At 62.8% G+C, this 18,417-nt stretch carries 9 protein-coding genes and 1 pseudogene; 7 read left to right on the forward strand and 3 right to left on the reverse strand.

What is annotated here, in order from left to right:
• Window positions 1-7: 7 nt before the first annotated feature.
• Window positions 8-1,930, reverse strand: coding sequence for a solute carrier family 23 protein (locus HMPREF3147_RS00700; RefSeq protein ID WP_070443388.1), 1,923 nt, complete (start codon window positions 1,928-1,930; stop codon window positions 8-10).
• 355 nt (window positions 1,931-2,285) lie between these two features.
• On the opposite strand from HMPREF3147_RS00700, the gene pflB reads away from it, so the two are divergent.
• The 5 genes from pflB (at window position 2,286) to HMPREF3147_RS00725 (ending at window position 8,115) form a co-directional block, all read left to right on the forward strand.
• Window positions 2,286-4,397 (forward strand): formate C-acetyltransferase, encoded by a 2,112-nt coding sequence (pflB, locus tag HMPREF3147_RS00705; RefSeq protein WP_256364853.1) that lies wholly within the window; start codon window positions 2,286-2,288, stop codon window positions 4,395-4,397.
• Between the two features lie 35 nt (window positions 4,398-4,432).
• The gene (gene grcA2 / locus HMPREF3147_RS13055) at window positions 4,433-4,684 is read left to right on the forward strand and encodes an autonomous glycyl radical cofactor GrcA2 (RefSeq protein ID WP_039676708.1); all 252 of its coding nucleotides are present in this window, start codon (window positions 4,433-4,435) and stop codon (window positions 4,682-4,684) included.
• Window positions 4,685-5,554, forward strand: coding sequence for a pyruvate formate-lyase-activating protein (gene pflA / locus HMPREF3147_RS00715; RefSeq protein ID WP_070443392.1), 870 nt, complete (start codon window positions 4,685-4,687; stop codon window positions 5,552-5,554). It begins immediately after the preceding gene.
• Between the two features lie 4 nt (window positions 5,555-5,558).
• Window positions 5,559-6,809 (forward strand): alpha/beta fold hydrolase, encoded by a 1,251-nt coding sequence (locus HMPREF3147_RS00720; RefSeq protein WP_070443394.1) that lies wholly within the window; start codon window positions 5,559-5,561, stop codon window positions 6,807-6,809.
• Window positions 6,810-6,915: 106 nt separating this feature from the next.
• Window positions 6,916-8,115: an SPFH domain-containing protein gene (locus tag HMPREF3147_RS00725; protein ID WP_070443396.1), complete on the forward strand. Its 1,200-nt coding sequence runs from the start codon at window positions 6,916-6,918 to the stop codon at window positions 8,113-8,115.
• A gap of 60 nt (window positions 8,116-8,175) precedes the next feature.
• On the opposite strand, the pseudogene HMPREF3147_RS12385 reads toward HMPREF3147_RS00725, so the two are convergent.
• A pseudogene (locus HMPREF3147_RS12385) lies at window positions 8,176-8,331 on the reverse strand (ABC transporter permease subunit); the annotation flags it as partial.
• A gap of 126 nt (window positions 8,332-8,457) precedes the next feature.
• The gene (locus tag HMPREF3147_RS00735; RefSeq protein WP_070443400.1) at window positions 8,458-9,225 is read right to left on the reverse strand and encodes an HNH endonuclease family protein; all 768 of its coding nucleotides are present in this window, start codon (window positions 9,223-9,225) and stop codon (window positions 8,458-8,460) included.
• Between the two features lie 37 nt (window positions 9,226-9,262).
• Between HMPREF3147_RS00735 and HMPREF3147_RS12775 the strand changes: the two genes are divergently transcribed.
• A complete protein-coding gene (locus HMPREF3147_RS12775) occupies window positions 9,263-9,433 on the forward strand; it encodes a hypothetical protein (RefSeq protein WP_168160888.1) in 171 nt (56 codons plus the stop codon).
• Between the two features lie 5 nt (window positions 9,434-9,438).
• Window positions 9,439-18,363 carry a type I polyketide synthase gene (locus HMPREF3147_RS00740; RefSeq protein ID WP_083276399.1) on the forward strand — a complete coding sequence of 2,975 codons (8,925 nt, stop codon included), beginning with the start codon at window positions 9,439-9,441 and terminating at the stop codon, window positions 18,361-18,363.
• Window positions 18,364-18,417: the final 54 nt, after the last annotated feature.

The raw sequence follows: 18,417 nt of genomic DNA on the forward strand, positions 1-18,417 counted from the left end.
ACTACGTTCATTCCACCTCCGTGAACTTGCGGTCCCAATAAGCCCGCACCGGGTTAGCGTCCGCAAGGAGGATATCGAAGCGGTCATTGGCAATCTCGATGATTTCGCTCAAGACCACGCGCTGTTCCAGCTCATCCGAGTTGGACAAGCGGCGCACGCCCGCATCGATGACGCGATCGGCCGAGTCATTGGTGTCTAGGTACGCCACAAATGGCATGTCGAAGCGTTCGCGGTAGGCCTGTGAGACGTCGATAAGCTGCTGTGTCTGAACGTCGTCGAGGTCATCCAGAGCCAAGGAACCGCGGTCAGCAGAGATAGTGGCGGCGGTGTCGGAATCAGCGAGCAGTAGCTCATCCATCGCCGGGTAGTCGTGGATCAGGGCACGACGCTGCTCGCCCGGGGCAGTGAGGACCGTGACCTGGATTGCTTCGCGCAGCTGGCTGACATCCTGGAAGGGGCGCAGCTCCCAGGCAGCTTCGAGCGGCCAAGTTTCGTTATTGAAGAGCGGGCGCAGCGCACTGACGAAGCTGTCGCGGTCCATCTCGTTGAGCTCCTTGAGCGAGACGCCGGCGCCGTCGAGACGGCTGACATCATCGCCAGACTGCGAGCCGACGTGGAAGAACAGCAAGTTGAGCAGGATCGCGGTGATAGCGCCGATCGACATTCCGGAGGAGACGAAAATCTGCGCCCACTCCGGGAAGGCGGTGGCCACGTCCGGCTTGAAGGTAACGAGCATGGCCAGCCCCAGCGCGGTGGTGACGATGGCCGCGTTGCGGCCATCACTAATGTCTTCCTTCGCAATGGTCTGCAGGCCCGCCCACGCAACGTTGGCAAACAATGCGAGGGAGGCGCCGCCGAGCACCGGGGAGGGAATAGCCGCCACAACAGCTGCGGCCTTAGGTAGCAGGCCCAGAATGATCATGAATCCCGCTGCGGACACGGCTACCCAGCGGGATTTCACACCAGTCAGGCGAACCAAGCCGACGTTCTGCGCGAAGCAGGTGTAGGGGAAGGAGTTCATCACGCCACCAAGGGTGGTGGAGAGACCATCGGCGCGAATGGCGCGCACCACGTCATCGCGCTTGATGCGCTTCTTCACAATCTCACCGGTGGCGAAGACATCGCCGGTGGTTTCCACCATGGTGATGATCATGACGATGATGAGGGAAAGAATCGCCATGATGTCGAACTTCGGCATACCGAAGTAGAAAGGTGTTGTCATACCGATGGCATCGGCTTCACGCACGCCGTCAAAGGACGTATCGCCCAGTGCGAAGGCCACGCCAGTACCGATGACCAAACCAAGCAGCACAGACAGAGTACCCAGGAAGCCGCGGAAGAAACGCTGCACGATGATAATGATGGTGAGCGTGCCGAAACCATAGACCAGATCGCGTGCGGCCGGAACCCCGTCCGCGTAATTGACAAAGTCATTTGCTGAGACCGCCAGCAGCGACGTGCCCATCACCAGAAGCACGGTGCCGGTGACAATTGGGGGGAAGTACTTGAGCACGCGTCCAAAGACCGGCGCAGCAAAGAAAGTAAAGATACCGGCAGCAATAATCGCGCCATAAATCGTCGGCAGCGGCTGGTCGCCAGCGCTCATGCCGATGGCAATGATCGGGCTTACCGCCGTGGTGGTCACACCCTGGATGATGGGAAGGCGGACACCGATGTGCTTGCCGACGCCCACCGCCTGGATCAACGTCGCCAGACCACAGGTCAACAGGTCTGCATTGATGAGGTGAATCGTGGTGGCCTCATCGAGGCCCAAGGAACCAGCGATAAGCAGTGGCACGATGACCGCGCCGGCATAGAAAGCGAGAACGTGCTGGAGTCCGAGTGCCGCCAGCTTGGGCGCCGGCGGGACCACATCAACGGGGTGGGTTGGGGCAGTGGCAGGGCTAGCGGTAGCGGCGGTGTGAGACACGCAAAGAGCTCCTTGCTGAAGGGCGAGATGAGGATACTGCGCATAACAATAGAGTGCGGCGCGGACAGGCACCAAGAACTCGCCCGAAAGGTGTGGGAAAGGCCACGTCAGGGGGTGATTTACCCCCGCATCCAACCGTACGGCCGTTACCTATGAGAGAGCTGACCTGTGTGGTGCTAAAACCAGCCCGTTCGGTGGCGCGGGGCACGCATGTGCCGATGTGAGGTTATGCGTTTGCCCCCCTACTATGGGCTACAGAGAGGGGTTCGGTGACGATACGTGTTGACCGAATTGCCCGTGAGCCGAAGTCACCTACAACCCTTCTGCGACTAAGTGTTTACGCGTCGTGTGAACTATGAAGGGAGTCAATATAGTGACCACCGCAACGGAACAGTCTGTGCAGTTCGAGGCATGGAAGGGCTTTGAGCCCGGCCCGTGGACTGAGAACATTGACGTTCGTGATTTTATCCAGCGCAACTACACCCCTTATGACGGGGACTCTTCCTTCCTCGCTGGGCCCACCGAGAAGACGCAGCGCGTGTGGGAGCATTTGGAGAAGAACTATCTTTCCGTCGAGCGCCAGAAGCGCATCTTCGATGTGGATACCCACACCCCGAGCGATATCGATGCTTTCCCGGCTGGGTATATCTCCGAGGATGATGACGTCATCGTCGGTCTGCAGACGGATACTCCGCTCAAGCGCGCCATGATGCCCAATGGTGGATGGCGCATGGTCAAGCAGGCCATTAAGGAAGCCGGCAAGGAAACCGATCCGGAGATCGAGAAGATCTTCACGCGTTACCGCAAGACCCACAACGATGCGGTCTTCGATATCTATACCCCGCGCATCCGCGCAGCGCGTTCCTCCCATATCATCACCGGCCTGCCGGATGCTTATGGCCGCGGCCGCATCATCGGTGACTACCGCCGCGTGGCTCTCTATGGCGTGGACTACCTCATCGCCGAGAAGGAAGCATCCAAGAGCGCGGTGGGAGACCTCGGTTTCTCCGAGCACTGGGCCCGCTACCGTGAGGAGCACGCCGAGCAGATCAAGGCCCTGAAGAAGCTCAAGATCATGGCTGAGTCTTATGGCTTCGATATCTCGAAGCCGGCGAAGACTGCCCACGAAGCAGTGCAGTGGACTTACTTTGGCTACTTGGCCTCCATCAAGTCCCAAGACGGTGCAGCGATGTCCATCGGCCGCCTTTCCGCCTTCTTCGACTGCTACTTTGAGCGTGATTTCGCCGCAGGCATCCTCACTGAGGAAGATGCCCAAGAGATCATCGACCAGCTGGTTCTCAAACTGCGCATCGTGCGCTTCCTGCGTACCGAGGACTATGACCAGATCTTCTCCGGCGACCCGTACTGGGCAACCTGGACCGATGCTGGTTTCGGTACGGATGGCCGCCACCAGGTCACCAAGACCTCCTTCCGCCTGCTGCAGACCCTGATTAATCTGGGCCCATCACCGGAGCCGAACATCACCATCTTCTGGGATCCGCAGCTGCCGGCGGGCTACAAGGAATTCTGTGCCCATATCTCGATTGAGACCTCTTCCATCCAGTACGAGTCCGATAAGCAGATTCGTGAGCAGTGGGGCGATGACGCTGCGATTGCGTGCTGCGTGTCCCCGATGGCCGTCGGCAAGCAAATGCAGTTCTTCGGTGCCCGCGTGAACGCCGCCAAGGCCCTGCTTTACGCCATCAACGGCGGTCGCGACGAGGTCAGCGGCAAGCAGGTTGTGGATGGTTATGAGCCTATCCAGGGCGATGGCCCGCTCGACTTTGACGAGGTCTGGCAGAAGTACGAGGAGATGCTGGATTGGGTCGTCGGCACCTACGTTGAGGCTCTGAACATCATCCACTACTGCCACGACAAGTACGCTTACGAGTCCATTGAGATGGCGCTGCACGATTCCGATATCGTGCGCTCCATGGGCTGCGGTATCGCCGGCCTGTCCATCGTGGCTGACTCGCTTTCCGCCATTAAGTACGCCAAGGTCTACCCGGTGCGCGATGAGACCGGCCTCATCGTGGACTACAAGACGGAAGGTGACTTCCCCTTCTACGGCAACGATGATGACCGCGCCGATGATATCGCCGCCACCATCGTCCACACCGTCATGGCGAAGATTAAGGCCATCCCGATGTACCGCAACGCCATTCCGACCCAGTCGGTGCTGACCATTACTTCCAACGTGGTCTACGGCAAGGCAACTGGTTCCTTCCCGTCCGGCCACGAGGCAGGTACCCCGTTCGCCCCAGGCGCTAACCCGGAGAACGGCGCGGATAACCACGGCATGGTTGCCTCCATGCTGTCGGTGGGCAAGTTGGACTACAAGGATGCCCTCGATGGCATCTCACTGACCAACACCATCACCCCATCCGGATTGGGCCGCACCCCGGAGGAGCGCATCACCAACCTGGTGGGCGTCCTCGATGCTGGCTTCATCATGGATTCCGAATAGACCACTTCCACACCACTTCCCAAGGAGAACACATCATGGCAACCCCAACTTTTGACGAGCGCCTCGCCACCATGAAGGCCAACCGCACCGCCAACAACATGGACTCGGGCCTCTACCACGCCAACATCAACGTCCTGGACAAGTCCACCTTGGAGGACGCCGTTGAGCACCCGGAGAAGTACCCGAACCTCACGGTCCGTGTTTCCGGCTACGCGGTGAACTTTGTGAAGCTCACACGCGAGCAGCAGCTGGACGTTATCTCCCGCACCTTCCACCAGGGTTCCTAAATGGCAGATGGCATTACCGGCGTCGTGCGTCTTTCTCCTGAAGAAGGGGAGAAGGTGCGCGGCGCCGCCGCCGGTTTAGGAACGGACAATGACCTCGACGGTTTTACCCGCTCGGAGCTGATGCAGGCTCGCCGCTCCGGTGATGTCGCGCTCGTGCATTCTTGGGAGCTGGTGACGGCTGTTGATGGCCCCGGAACCCGCATGACCATGTTCATGTCGGGCTGCCCGTTGCGCTGCCAGTATTGCCACAACCCTGACACCATGGAGATGAAGGTTGGCACCTTGGAGCGCATCGAGGATGTGGTCAAGCGCGTCAAGCGCTATAAGCCCGTCTTCAAGGCTTCAGGAGGTGGTCTGACTTTGTCGGGTGGCGAGGCGCTGTTCCAAATCGCCTTCACCCGGCGCCTGCTCAAAGAGGTCCATGACGCCGGTATTCATACGACGATTGACACGTCGGGATACCTCGGCGCGCGCCTGCGCGATGAGGACATGGACAACATCGACCTGGTTCTCTTGGACGTCAAGTCTGGTGACGAAGAGACCTACAAGGAAGTCACTCGCCGCGAGTTGCAACCCACGATCGACTTCGGTGACCGTCTCAATGAGATGGGCAAGCCGGTGTGGATTCGCTTCGTGGTCGTCCCTGGCCTGACAGACTCCCCAGAAAACGTCGCCAACGTTGTCAAGATTGTCTCCCGCTGGAAGAGCAACGTCGAGCGCGTCGAGGTCCTGCCTTTCCACAACATGGGCGCGGACAAGTGGCGCGAGTTGGGCTATCCCTACACTCTCGAGGACACCAAGCCGCCGAAACCGGAAGATGTTGAATCTATCCGCGATGCGTTCCGCGAGGAGGGTTTCGTGGTCTACTAGAAGCATGAAACGCTTCGGCCACACCATCAAGGAACACACCATCACCGTCCCCTGGGACTATGACAATCCCGCCGCGGGGGAGTTCGAGCTCTACGCCCGGGAAATCATCCCGCCCGGCGGTGAGAATTACCCAGCGCTGCTCTATAACCAGGGCGGGCCGGGTTTTCCCGCGCCAAGGCCGACGGGTGCTTCCGGACTCATCGGGAAGGGTTTGGAGCGCTACCGCTGGATCCTCATGGACCAGCGCGGCACGGGTCGCAGCCACCGCATTGATGAGCTGAGTCCTGCCGAGGACCGCACCGCACAGCGCTTGGCCCAACTGCGCCAGGAAAACATCGTGCGCGATGCCGAACACCTGCGTGAGCACCTGGGGGAGGAGTCCTGGGATCTCTTTGGTCAGTCCTTCGGCGGCTTCATCATCACGGCCTATGCTTCGATGTTCCCGGAGTCTATCGGCCGAGCCTTCCTCACAGGTGGCCTTCCTACCCTGGCCAAGGGTGCAGATGATCTCTACCGCACGACTTTTGCCAAGCTCAAGGTGCGTCACGAGCGTTTCTATGCCCAGTTCCCGTGGGCTAAAGCGCGCGTCGAGGAAATCCTCCACCACCTAGACAACTCGGAGGAGCTACTTCCGACAGGGGAGCGCCTGTCTGCGCGCCGCTTCCGCACTATCGGAATTGAGTTGGGGCGCGGCACTGGCTTCGATTCTTTGGGCTACCTGCTGGAGGAACCTTTCCGCACCGTGGGTGGGGAGAAGCGCTTACGTTCGGACTTCCTCAACGACGTCGGAAGCCGCGTGAGCTTCCAGGCTGGCCCGCTGTACGCGGCCATCCATGAATCTATCTACGGTGGCGTCGGCGGCCAGGCCGTCACCGGCTGGGCTGCGCACCGCATGCGTGAGGAGTTCCCCGAGTTCGCCGAGGATGGTACCTATCTCACTGGTGAGCACATCTTCCCCTGGCAGTTCGATGAGGATCCGGCGCTGCGCCCCTTCAAGCAGGCCGCCGAGGAGCTCGCCGCCCACGAGTGGGCAAGCTCTCCGTATGATGCGGCCGTACTTGCCGCCGCACCCGTTACCGCCTCCGCCGCCATCTACTTGGACGATATCTTCGTGCCCTTCGAAGACTCCCTGGCTACAGGAGAGACCTACCGCGACTTGCGCCCAGTGGTGACCAACCGCTTCCAGCACAACGGTATTGGTGAGGACGGCGCGGGGATTTTGGGCGAGCTCTTCCGCGCGGCTGATGAGCGATAAGAGTGCTCCGAGAGCTCTCGGGGAATGTTCTTTCTCGAGATGTGGTGGTGGTCACCGTATGGCACACTGGTTAGGAAAACCTTAACCGAGCAGAAAGGATAAGCCTATGGCCGGTCTCATCGTCATTGGCGTGATTCTCCTCATTATTATTGCCACTGCCTTCGACGGTTTCTTCATCGTCCGGACGAAGGAGGCCGCCATCATTGAGCGGATGGGTAAGTTCGTGAGCGTTGCTCACGCGGGCTTGCACTTCAAGGTGCCCTACGTTGACCGCGTGCGCGCCAAGATCAGCCTGCAGATCCGTCAGCTCGATGTCATGGTGGAAACCAAGACCAAGGACAACGTCTTCGTTCAGATTCCGGTCGCCGTGCAGTATGAGGTCGTCCAGGGCAGCGAGCGTCAGGCTTTCTACACCTTGTCCAACCACGAGCAGCAGATCGTGGCCTATGTCCAGGACAACGTCCGTTCCTCCGTGGCGAACATGAACTTGGATGATTCTTTCTCTTCCAAGGACACCATCGCCCGCAACGTAGCGATGTCCCTGCGCGATAACATGGCCGCCTACGGCTGGAACTTCGTCAACACCCTCGTTACCGATATTCGCCCGGATGCCCGCGTGCGCGAGTCCATGAACTCCATTAACGCCGCACAGCGTGAGCGCGAGGCTGCCGTGGCGCAGGCAGAAGCTGAGAAGATCCGTGTGGTCAAGGAAGCCGAAGGTGCGGCCGAGGCCAAGAAGCTGCAGGGCCGCGGTGTGGCTGACCAGCGTAAGGAAATCGTCGAAGGTATTGCCCAGCAGTACGAGTTGCTGCGTGCTGCCGGTGTGCAGGAGAACCCCGAGACCCTCATGCTGGTCTCCCAGTACCTTGACGCCATGGTGGACGTGGCCGACCGCGCCCACACCAATGTGCTGTACATGCCGTCTAACCCGGGCGGCATGCAGGATCTCTTCGGCGGTATGCGCGATACGCTGCTGTCCACTAACGCTATTAACGAAGCCCCGAAGCCGAAGGTGCCGGCCGGCGAAGCAAAGCACAGCCGCGAGGATGCCGCCACGGAGCGTCGCCGCCGTGAGGAACAGGAGCGCCGCGAGCGGGATGAGCGTGCCCGCCGCGATGCTGAGATGATGGAGCAGGCGCAGCGCGCACAGCAACAAGCACAGGAGCACGTACAGAACGCACAGCAGGGCCAGGGCTTTGGTCAGTTCTCGGGTTTCCCGGCCCCGCCGCCGGGCAATAACCAGCCGCAGAGCGCGCGCGACTACTTTGATCAGTTGCGCAATCAGCTCAACAAGGGAAATAACTAAGCACATTCAAAACCACATGAAGAGGGCCTTCCCGCTTTTTGGGAAGGCCCTCTTTTCGTTGCCCTTCCACGCGAAGATGGTCAACATCATGATGGCGCCGGTGAAGATGTCGGGAACGGAGAAAGCAACGGAGGTCGCAACCGGAATGATGGAAGTGCGCAGGGCGTGCTTGCGAATGGCTTGGGAACGGGTCAGGCCCTTTGCCCGTGCAGTGCGCCCCGGAATTCCGATCGTGGAAAACTAAGCTCCAGCGTTAGGTGCGGATGAATATTATGCGCATAATTTCGGGGGTAGCCGGAACGCACCCGCAACGCTTAAAACACATTACGGGTGTAGGAGTACTCAGCAGGCGTGCAGCAGCCGACTGAGTGCATCCTTTTCTGCCTCCGTAACCCAGATTCCATAGGTCGCTTTTACCTCGACGATGCGGCGCGCATATTCACAGCGAAAACCTTTGTTAGGCGGCAGCCACGTGGCGGCATCACCAGCGCCTTTCTGCTGGTTGAGAGGACCGTCGACGGCAAGGAGGTTGCGTGGATCATTGGCAAAGTTGCGGCGCTTCTCCGGTGACCATTGCTGGGCGCCTTTCTGCCAGGCGTCGGCCAGCGCCACAACGTGATCGATCTGCACCGCGCGTGAGGTCTGCGCCCCGCGCTGAAACTCAATGTCCTGGCCCGAATAAGGGTCGTGCAAAACCCCGGACAGCGCCACACAGTCGTGGGTGCCTTCCTTGAGCACGAGGCTTTCCGGATCCAGATCCCTGCGGAGGATGTCGTTGCGGGTATCGCAGCCGTTGTGTCCGAAGTCCACCGTCACATCATCGGACCACGCTTGGCCGAATTCCTCACGCTCATAACCGGTCATGGGAGCGCGGCCTTTGACCTCCAAGGAATTCAAGGCGGCGAGTGTTTCGGCGATCTCCGGCGCGGGAGCGGCCTCTTCGGACTGTTCTTCTGTAGGTCCCTCCTGGACCGGCGCCGCTGCCGTTGTGGCGCTGGGCTGCTCGAATGGGGGATCGGCTGGGGCGGGAAGGAAAAGGCCCACAGCCACCAGTGCGGCTATCGCGGCGTTAAGCAGTGCGGCGATGAAGAACGGGGTACGAGTGGCCATGACGTAGTGATCCTAGTGGGTAGAATCGGCACACGGTATGAGTATCGATATGTTCTTTGACGAGTACCTTGCTGAACGCGGCTTGCAGCGCTCGGCCGAGGTTGTCCCAGACCACGCCTGCCAGGTCTTTTCTGATATTCCTGAGTCGAAGGCCCGGTCTTCCCTCGATGAGGCCGCGCAGCTTGTCGCTCGCGCTTTGGGGGAGTAGTGACGGTGTCCGATTCCCACGTCTCTGTGCCTTTGGTTGCGCACTTGGGTTCCGAGCCTTTCGCGCTGTCTTTCTCCGGACAAGGCTATGCCTGGCTGCCGACGTTGCGCGACGCCCTTGCCACTGGTGTCGGGCCGCAACTGACTGAGTACCTCGCTGAGGCGGAAGAACTGCTTGCCCCACTGGACGAGGAACTCCTGCCCGCTGCGCCACACGGGTTTGCACCCCTGGCCTGGGCGGATGCGGAGCCGGCGTGGGCGCACGCGCTTGCCGACGTCCCACTTTCCACTCCCGGCATCCTCACCGCACAGCTGGCGGTGCTAGAAAACCTGCGCGCACACGGAGTAGAACTCGAGGACGCCGTGAGCAGCATCGGCCACTCCCAAGGCGTGCTCGCCGCAGCGGTGGTGAAGAAGCGCATGAGCCCAGCGGGGGCTCTGGCACTGGCGCGTCTCATCGGCGCAGCCATGGTGACTACCGCGCGCAGCGCTGGGCTCGTCCGCACCGCGCAGGGCGCACCCATGGCGGCGGTGACCGGTGCGACGAAGCAGCAACTGCATGAAGCCGGTGCCCGCATTGGCCTCGACAACGGACGGGGGCGCTTCGTCATCGTCGGAACACCGGTTGAGCTTGCCCGAGTGAAGGCCGCGCTGCAGGAGAACTCGACCCTTACGGAAGGGGAGGAAGTCAAGCCCGCCGCAGTCACCGTTTCCGACCTTGACGTTTCGGCCGCGTTCCACCATCCCACCATGCAGTATGCGGTGGAACAGGTAGAAAGCTGGGCCGGGCGAATCGGCTTGGACCCAGAAATCACCGCGCATCTCGCGCGCGCCGTGCTCACGGACTACGTGGACTGGCCCGAGCGCGTTGATTCGGCGCTTGACGCTGGGGCTCGCTGGATCCTTGAAGTCGGGCCCACCCGCGGGGTGGAGCCGCTGACACGCGATCTCGTTGCCGGGCACGGCGTGGGCACGCTGGCCGTGGGGATAGCGCAAGGACTGGCTCAGCTCGTGGAACCGGGACGCGCACCTTCTCTGCCACGCGCGTGGTCCGAGTGGGCCCCGCGCGTGGTAAACGGGCGTCTGTCGACTGCTTTCACTCGGGCCACCGGCTACTCACCAGTCATGCTCCCCGGGATGACCCCCACCACGGTGGACCCGGACATCGTCGCCGCGGCAGCCAATGCCGGGCACTGGGCCGAATTGGCCGGCGGGGGACAGCACACCGATGCCATCCTTAAAGAGAACTTGCACACCCTGGGCCGGCTACTGCAGCCTGGGGTTAACGCCCAGTTCAATGCGCTGTACCTCGCGGCTTCCCAGTGGCGCCGCCAGATCGAGGGGCCGAATTCGATTCTGCAGGCACGCGCAGTGGGAGCGCCTATCAACGGCGTGGTGATTTCCGCTGGTATTCCGCCTGTGGAGGAGGCAATAGAGCTGGTGGGGAAGCTCCACGCAGCGAATATCCCGTGGGTCGCCTTCAAGCCGGGAACTTCGGCTCAGGTGGAGGAGGTTCTCCGCGTTGCGGACGCTCTCCCTGAGACCACCGTCATCATGCAGCTGGAAGGTAGCGCGGCCGGTGGCCACCACTCTTTAGAAAGTCTCGATGAGGTCCTTGTTGCTACCTACGCGCGGATCCGTGAGCACGACAATGTCCTTCTCGCCGTTGGTGGGGGAATCGGTACCCCAGCGCGTGGAGCAGAGTACCTGCTGGGCACGTGGGCGCAGCGCTACGGTCTGCCCGCAGCGCCAGTCGATGCCATCATGGTGGGCACCGCTGCCATGGCGGCGAAGGAATCCACCGCATCCAAGTCGGTAAAGCAGGCGCTCGTCGCTGCGAAGCGCGACGACGTTGTATCGGGACGCTCGGACCTGGGGGCAGACATTCACGAGCTGGACAATTCCTTTGCCCGCGCTGGGCGCCTCTTGGATGAGGTGGCCGGTGACGCTGCGGCCGTGGAGACTCACCGCGCGGAGATCATTGAGGCCATCGGGTGCACGTGCAAGCCCTATTTCGGGGACCTTAATGAGATGTCCTATTCCGAGTGGCTGCAGCGCTACCTTGAGCTGTCCTACCTGGACGGCTGGGTCGATGAATCCTGGTTGAGTCGATTCTTGCGCATGGTGGCTCGCGCCGAAGCCCGCCTTCATCCGACCGACCACGGCGAGATTGAGTTGCGCGTTGAGGTTGACCGCGAAAACCCGGCTGCGGCAAGTGCCCAACTGACCGAACTCTACGGTGACGCCGCGCTGCACCCGACCGACGCCGCATGGTTCATCCAGCTCGTGGATGGTCCGGGCAAACCCGCAAACTTTGTGCCGGTCATCGATTCTGACGTACGCCGCCGCTGGCGCCGCGACACCTTGTGGCAGGCGCACGATGAGCACTACGAGGCCGATGAGGTCTGCATCATCCCTGGCACGGCAGCCGTTGAGGGAATCGAGCAGGCCAACGGGCCGGTGGCGCAGATACTTGGCCGCTTCGAACAGGCGGCACTTGCGCTTCTTGACGAGACCGAGGATGGCTCTGGCGAGCCCGCTTTCAGCACTGAAGAGCTCATTCGCCGCGCCCCGGGGCTGAATTGGGCCGGGCGCGAGCAGCCCAACCCTCTGCGCTTGGGCCTTCATGGCGTGGAACTGGAGGCTGCCGGCGACGATGCCATGTGGTTGACCGTTCCGTTCCATTCCGGAGCTGAGCTGCGTGTGCGCATCACTTCGCCGCGCATTCCGGGCGCCTCACCACTGGTCATTGTCGACGATGCCGAATCCGCCATGCGGGAGCTGCTGCGCCAAGCTGCCGGCGGCGACCTACCTGAGGTTGATTCCGGGGCCGCAACAATCAGCGCTGACCTCAGTGCCACCGACATTGCCCAGTATGGTGCGGTGACGAGCGGGGAGATGAGCACTGCTGCCTCGCCCGATGTCCTCGTTGGCCGCGCCTGGCCGGCACTCTTCGCAGTCCTGGCCGGCGCCCACACCGAGTGCGGGGAGCCGATAGTGGAGGGCTTCCTCAACCTTGTCCACCTCGAGCACTCGCTGAGCCTCACACCGCACGCCTGGGATCGGCTTCGCAGCAGCGCCGCCCCCGACGCTGAGCCTTTGGACCTGCGCTACACCGCCGAGCTGGAGGAGGTACGCGATACACCGTCGGGGCGCGTTGTCGACATTACAGTCGGCGTGACTACAGCCGTGCGCGACGAAGAACATGAATTCGCGCAGATGCACGAGCGCTTCCTGATTACCGGACGGCATGGTGATGCATCCGAAACCAACGCGCAAGCAAACAGCCAAGAAAACAGTGCAGGGTCCTCTCTCCGTGAGACTCCGTGTTCCTTCCGCCACCGCACCACCGCGGTGGCACCGGAATCACTGCGGCCCTTCGCCGTTGTAACGGGGGATAGGAACCCCATCCACCTGTCATCGAACGCTGCGGCACTGGCGGGGCATCGTCAAGGCCCGATCGTCCACGGCATGTGGACCTCGGCGCTGGCGCAGGCGGCTGCGGCATTTGACAGCACCCGCGTTCTCGAGTGGTCCGTTACCTGGCTTGCACCCGTGCTTCCCGGCAGTGAGGTGGAGTTTGATGTGGAACGGGTGGGCGTCGACAAGCGGCGCGGCTACGGCGAGGTCCGCAGCGTGACCGCCACCAGCCAGGGCGTACCGGTGCTGCAGGCGCGAGCGACGATGAGCAGCCCCACCACCTTCTATGCTTTCCCGGGCCAAGGCATCCAGTCCCCAGGAATGGGAATGAAGGACTACGCAGAATCCGCGGCGGCGCGCGCGGTATGGGAGCGCGCGGATAAACACACGCGGCGGAGCTTGAGCTTTTCCATCTTGGAGATCGTCCGCCATAACCCCGACACCGTGGTGGTGGATGGTGAGGCATTCACCCACCCGGATGGCGTGCTATATCTGACGCAGTTCACGCAGGTGGCTATGGCGACGCTGGGTTGCGCACAGATTGCAGCGCTTAAAGAATCTGGGGTCCTCGAAAGCGGCGCCTTCTTCGCTGGCCACTCGGTGGGCGAGTACAACGCCCTGGCCGCCTATGCCGAGGTCCTGTCCTTGGAGGCGGTCCTGGACATTGTTTATGTCCGCGGTCTAACCATGCACCGTCTGGTTGAGCGCGATTCCGCTGGCCAGTCGCTCTACGGTTTGGCGGCGCTGCGTCCGCACAAGATGGGGATGAGCGCGAGCGAGGCCTTTGCCCACGTTGCGCGCGTGGCCGCGGATACGGGCGAGTTCCTCGAGGTGGTCAACCACAATATCGCCGGGCGCCAATATGCAGTGGCCGGCACGAAGGCGGGCCTGGATGCACTGGCGAGCGACGCCGAGCGCCGCGCCCCTGGGCAGCGTGCCGTCATCCCCATTCCGGGAATTGACGTGCCTTTCCACTCCTCCCACCTGGTGGGCGGCGTAGCGGATTTCCGCGCGCACCTCGATGTACTCGTTCCTGAAGAAATCAATCTCGACCCGCTGGTGGGGCGCTATATTCCAAACCTTGTGGCGCGGCCCTTCGCGCTGAGCCGCGAGTTCGTGGAATCCATCGCCGCGGTGGTGGATTCGGAACCCATCGCGGAGATTCTGGCGGACTTCGATGGTGCCGTGGCGAGCCCGGCGCGCCTGGGCCGTACCCTGCTCATCGAGCTTCTGGCCTGGCAGTTTACTTCCCCCGTGCGCTGGATAGAGACCCAGGATTTGCTCCTCGCGCAGCTTGGCGTGGAGCGTTTCATCGAGGTCGGTGTGGGCACCGCGCCGACGCTGACCAACATGCTGGGCCAAACCCTGCGCCTTCCCCAGCACGCGGGCAGCGCAGACCTCGAGGTGCTCAACTATGAGCGCGACCATGGGCGAGTCTTTGCCGAAGACGCCGAGCCGGCACCCGGGCCAGCAGCGAAGGCGGTCGCAGAGCAAGCCGCACAACCGGTTAGCGCCGAAGCGGAATCGGTCGAATCTGAGTCGAGGCAGTCACCGCAGACCACACACCAGGAAGAAACCGTGCAGGCACCACGTGAGGAGGCGCCGGCCGCCGTCGGGGACCTCCCGCTGAGCGTGCACCAGGCACTCGAGATGCTTATTGCGTTGTGGACGAAGGTCCGCCCCGACCAGATGGAGGCGACTGATTCCATCGAAAGCCTCGTGGAAGGCGTATCCTCTCGCCGCAACCAGTTGCTCGTTGACCTTGGCGTGGAATTCGGCATCAGCGCCATCGAGAATGCTGCGGATACACCCATCCCGCAGCTGGCGGAGAGTGTGGCGCAGCGCGCGCCGGGCTATGCACCATTCGGGGAGGTCCTCACAGAGCAGGTTGCGCAGGTGCTCAACCGGCTCACGGGACCGGCGGGCAAGAAGCCCAGCTACGTGGCCGAGCGCGTGAGCGGTACCTGGGGATTGGGGCCAGGCTGGGTCGACCGCGTGACTGTGCAGCTGGTCCTGGGCACGCGCGAGGGCTCCTCGTTGCGCGGCGGGGACTTGGCCAGCTTGCCCACGACCGGTGTGGCGTCGGTAGCTGAGCTTGATGCGCTGATTGATGCCGCCGTGCGCGCCGCCGGGGAATGTGAAGGAGTCTCACTGCAGAAGGCCGCAGCGGCAACGCCACACGAGGCCGTGGACCCGGAGGCGGTGCGCGCCTATACCGAGCGCCTTGAATCGGCGCTGGAGGACTCCGCCCGCGCCGCACTCGCCGCTCTCGGCTGTGAGGAGACCCTGATTGAGCAGGGGGACAGCGCAGCACGCACGGAGCTGGAGCAGCTCGTTGCCACGGAGCTGGGGCCGGACTGGCAGCAGCGCGTCGCCCCCGCTTTTGATGCGCGCAAGGCAGTGCTTCTCGACGACCGCTGGGCCAGCGCCCGCGAGGACATCGCCCGCGCAGCCGCCGCCGGAGAAACAGAGCCTGAACTCGACGTGCTGGGCGCCGGTGAGGAGGTAGCGCTCTTAGCCGAGCACTTCGGCTATGAGGATCTGGCCCGCGATGCCCGCACCCCGGCCGATGGGTTGCTCTTGGCTGACCAGGTGGCGGTGGTGACCGGTGGCTCGCCGGGTTCGATTGCCGCCGAGCTCATTGGCGAGTTGCTCGCGGAGGGCGCAACCGTGATTGCCACAACCTCCCAGCTAAGCCACGAGCGCCTGGAGTTTTATAAGGAGCTCTACCACAGGCGGGCTGTCGGCGCGGCCGCGCTGTGGGTAGTTCCAGCAAACCTCAGTTCCTTCGCGGACGTGGATGCGCTCGTGGAATGGATTGCGGCAGAGCACACCGCCACCGTGGGCGGTAAAACCGTGCAGATAAAACCGGCCTATGTGCCGGACCTGCTCTTTCCCTTCGCCGCGCCGCGCGTTACCGGTACCCTCCAGGATGCCGGTGCGGGGGCGGAGTCCCAGATGCGCCTGCTGCTGTGGTCGGTGGAAAAACTTATTGCGGCGCTTTCCGCTGTGGGTACGGATACACGCGTGGGCCACCGCCTGCACGTGGTGCTGCCGGGCTCACCCAACCGCGGGCGCTTCGGCAGCGATGGCGCCTACGGCGAGGCCAAGGCGGCCCTCGATGCCTTGGTTAACCGCTGGTCTTCCGAGCAATCCAGCTGGGGAGCGCGCACCTCGCTGGTGCACGCCCACATCGGGTGGGTGCGCGGCACCGGCCTGATGGGCGGCAACGATCCGCTGGTTGAGCAGGTGGAGGCCCGCGGCGTGCGGACCTTCTCAGCGAAGGAGATGGCGGTGCAGCTTCTCGACGTCACCGCGTCCCCGCAGATCCGCGCTCAGGCAGCGTCCTCACCGCTGAGCGTCGACCTCACCGGCGGGCTGGCCGATGCTGAGTTGGACCTAGCCGCACTTGCCCGGGCGTCACAGCCAGAGGAAGCAGATGCACCACTGGTAGCTGGTAGCTCGCGCGTAGAGAAGGCTTCGCGAACGGCGAAGGCCCTGCCGAACGTGCTGAAACCTGCGGAGTCGACCAGCCCCGACTTCAGTGGGGTAACGCAGACTCTCGAGGACATGGTGGTCATCGTCGGCGCGGGAGAGCTCGGTCCGCTGGGCTCCTCGCGTACCCGCTATGAGGTGGAGGTCGGCGGAGAGCTCTCCGCAGCTGGCGTGCTGGAGTTAGCCTGGAGCCGCGGACTCGTCAGTTGGGATGAGCGCACGGCCGGATGGCTGACAGCCGAAGGTGAAAAGTTAGCAGAGGAAGACGTCTACGAGCGTTTCCACGACGAAGTTCTCGCTGGGATTGGTGTACGCCGCTTCCACGATGATTTCGGCCCGCACCTGCCCATGGAGGCTAACCTCGCGCCTGAGCTGACCACCATTTATCTAGAGAAGCCGCTGAGTTTTAGCGTGCCGGACGAAGAGACGGCGCGCAGCTTCGTCGACAGCTGCGAGGGTGCCACGTTGCGGCGCGTTACTGATCAGACTGGCGAGGTTGAATGGCAAATCACCCGGCCCGCCGGCTCCGCAGTGCGGGTTCCGCGGCGCGTGGCCATGACCCGCTTCGTGGGCGGCCAGATACCGGAGGGCTTTGACCCACAGGTCTACGGCATCCCCGCGGACATGGTGGATAACCTCGACCGGCTCGCCCTGTGGAACCTGGTGTGCACAGTGGATGCCTTCCTTTCTGCAGGCTTTAGCCCGGCCGAACTCTTGTCCCATGTCCACCCGGCGCGGGTGAGCTCCACCCAGGGAACCGGCATGGCAGGCCAGGAGGCGCTGCGCTCGCTGTACGTCGACAAGCTCTTGGCCCAGCCACGCCCCAATGACATCCTCCAGGAAGCGCTGCCCAACGTTATTGCTGCGCACGTGATGCAGTCCTATATCGGCGGCTATGGCCAGATGGTGCACCCGGTGGCCGCCTGTGCCACGGCGGCGGTGTCGGTGGAGGAGGGCTTCGACAAGCTGCGCCTGCACAAGGCGGACTTCGTCGTGGCCGGCGGCATCGATGCCCTGTCGATTGAGGGGATCACCGGGTTCGGTGACATGGCAGCCACTGCCGATAGCGCGGAGTTGGAAGCGAAGGGGATTGAGCATCGCTTCTTTTCCCGCGCTAATGACCGCCGTCGTGCCGGCTTCGTGGAATCCGAAGGCGGCGGGACTATCTTGCTCGCCCGGGGAAGCTTTGCCGCACAGATGGGGCTGCCCGTCCTTGGCGTGGTGGGCTTTGCCGAGTCCTTCGCCGATGGTGCGCACACCTCCATCCCCGCGCCGGGCTTGGGCGCACTCTCCGCGGCGCGGGGCGGTAGGGAGTCTCGCCTGGCTAGCTCGCTGAAGGCGCTGGGGGTCGGCCCCGACGATATCGCTGTGGTGTCGAAGCACGATACCTCCACCAACGCCAACGACCCCAACGAATCTGACCTGCACGAGCGCATCGCCGCCGCCCTCGGCCGCAGCCCCGGCAACCCGCTCTATGTGATGTCGCAGAAGAGCCTGACCGGGCATGCCAAGGGCGGTGCCGCCGCCTTCCAACTCATCGGTCTGACCCAGGTACTGCGCAGCGGAATTCTCCCGCCGAACCGTTCCCTGGACTGCGTCGACCCCGTGCTGCGCCGCCACGAGCACCTGGTGTGGCTGCGCCAACCGTTGGACCTGCGCCCCACTCCGCCGAAGGCGGGCCTGGTGACCTCTCTGGGCTTCGGGCACGTCTCCGCCCTCATCGCGCTGGTTCACCCGAGTGCTTTCTTTGCCGCATTGGCTCGGGAGCAGGGTGAGGGCGTGGCCGAAGCCTGGCGGGCGGCCGCCTCCGATCGCGAGCAGCGTGGACTGCGGCGCTTAGAAGAAGGTATGCGCGGTGGGCCAGCGTTGTACGAGCGGCCGGTGAAGCGCAACTTGGGAGCAGGCACAGCTGACGAGGTAGCAGAACGTGAGGCAGCAACGCTGCTGAGCGAATCCGCGCGGCTTCGCAACGGCATGCTCGAACCGGAGGGAGGAGACACAACGAAACGGGGGTAGCAGGCGCTAGAGTATCCCCAGCGTGTCCCCTCTGGAACGATAAAGAAGCAGGTC

Source organism: Corynebacterium sp. HMSC05D03, from assembly GCF_001807205.1.
GTDB classification, from domain to species: domain Bacteria; phylum Actinomycetota; class Actinomycetes; order Mycobacteriales; family Mycobacteriaceae; genus Corynebacterium; species Corynebacterium aurimucosum.

What these genes read in the sequence shown, in the direction of transcription:
- pflA (WP_070443392.1), top strand. Translation starts at nt 4,685, where the DNA reads ATGGCAGATGGCATTACCGGCGTCGTGCGTCTTTCTCCTGAAGAAGGG.
- grcA2 (WP_039676708.1), top strand. Translation starts at nt 4,433, where the DNA reads ATGGCAACCCCAACTTTTGACGAGCGCCTCGCCACCATGAAGGCCAAC.
- pflB (WP_256364853.1), top strand. Translation starts at nt 2,286, where the DNA reads ATGAAGGGAGTCAATATAGTGACCACCGCAACGGAACAGTCTGTGCAG.
- HMPREF3147_RS00720 (WP_070443394.1), top strand. Translation starts at nt 5,559, where the DNA reads ATGAAACGCTTCGGCCACACCATCAAGGAACACACCATCACCGTCCCC.
- HMPREF3147_RS00735 (WP_070443400.1), bottom strand. Translation starts at nt 9,225, where the DNA reads ATGGCCACTCGTACCCCGTTCTTCATCGCCGCACTGCTTAACGCCGCG.
- HMPREF3147_RS00725 (WP_070443396.1), top strand. Translation starts at nt 6,916, where the DNA reads ATGGCCGGTCTCATCGTCATTGGCGTGATTCTCCTCATTATTATTGCC.
- HMPREF3147_RS12775 (WP_168160888.1), top strand. Translation starts at nt 9,263, where the DNA reads ATGAGTATCGATATGTTCTTTGACGAGTACCTTGCTGAACGCGGCTTG.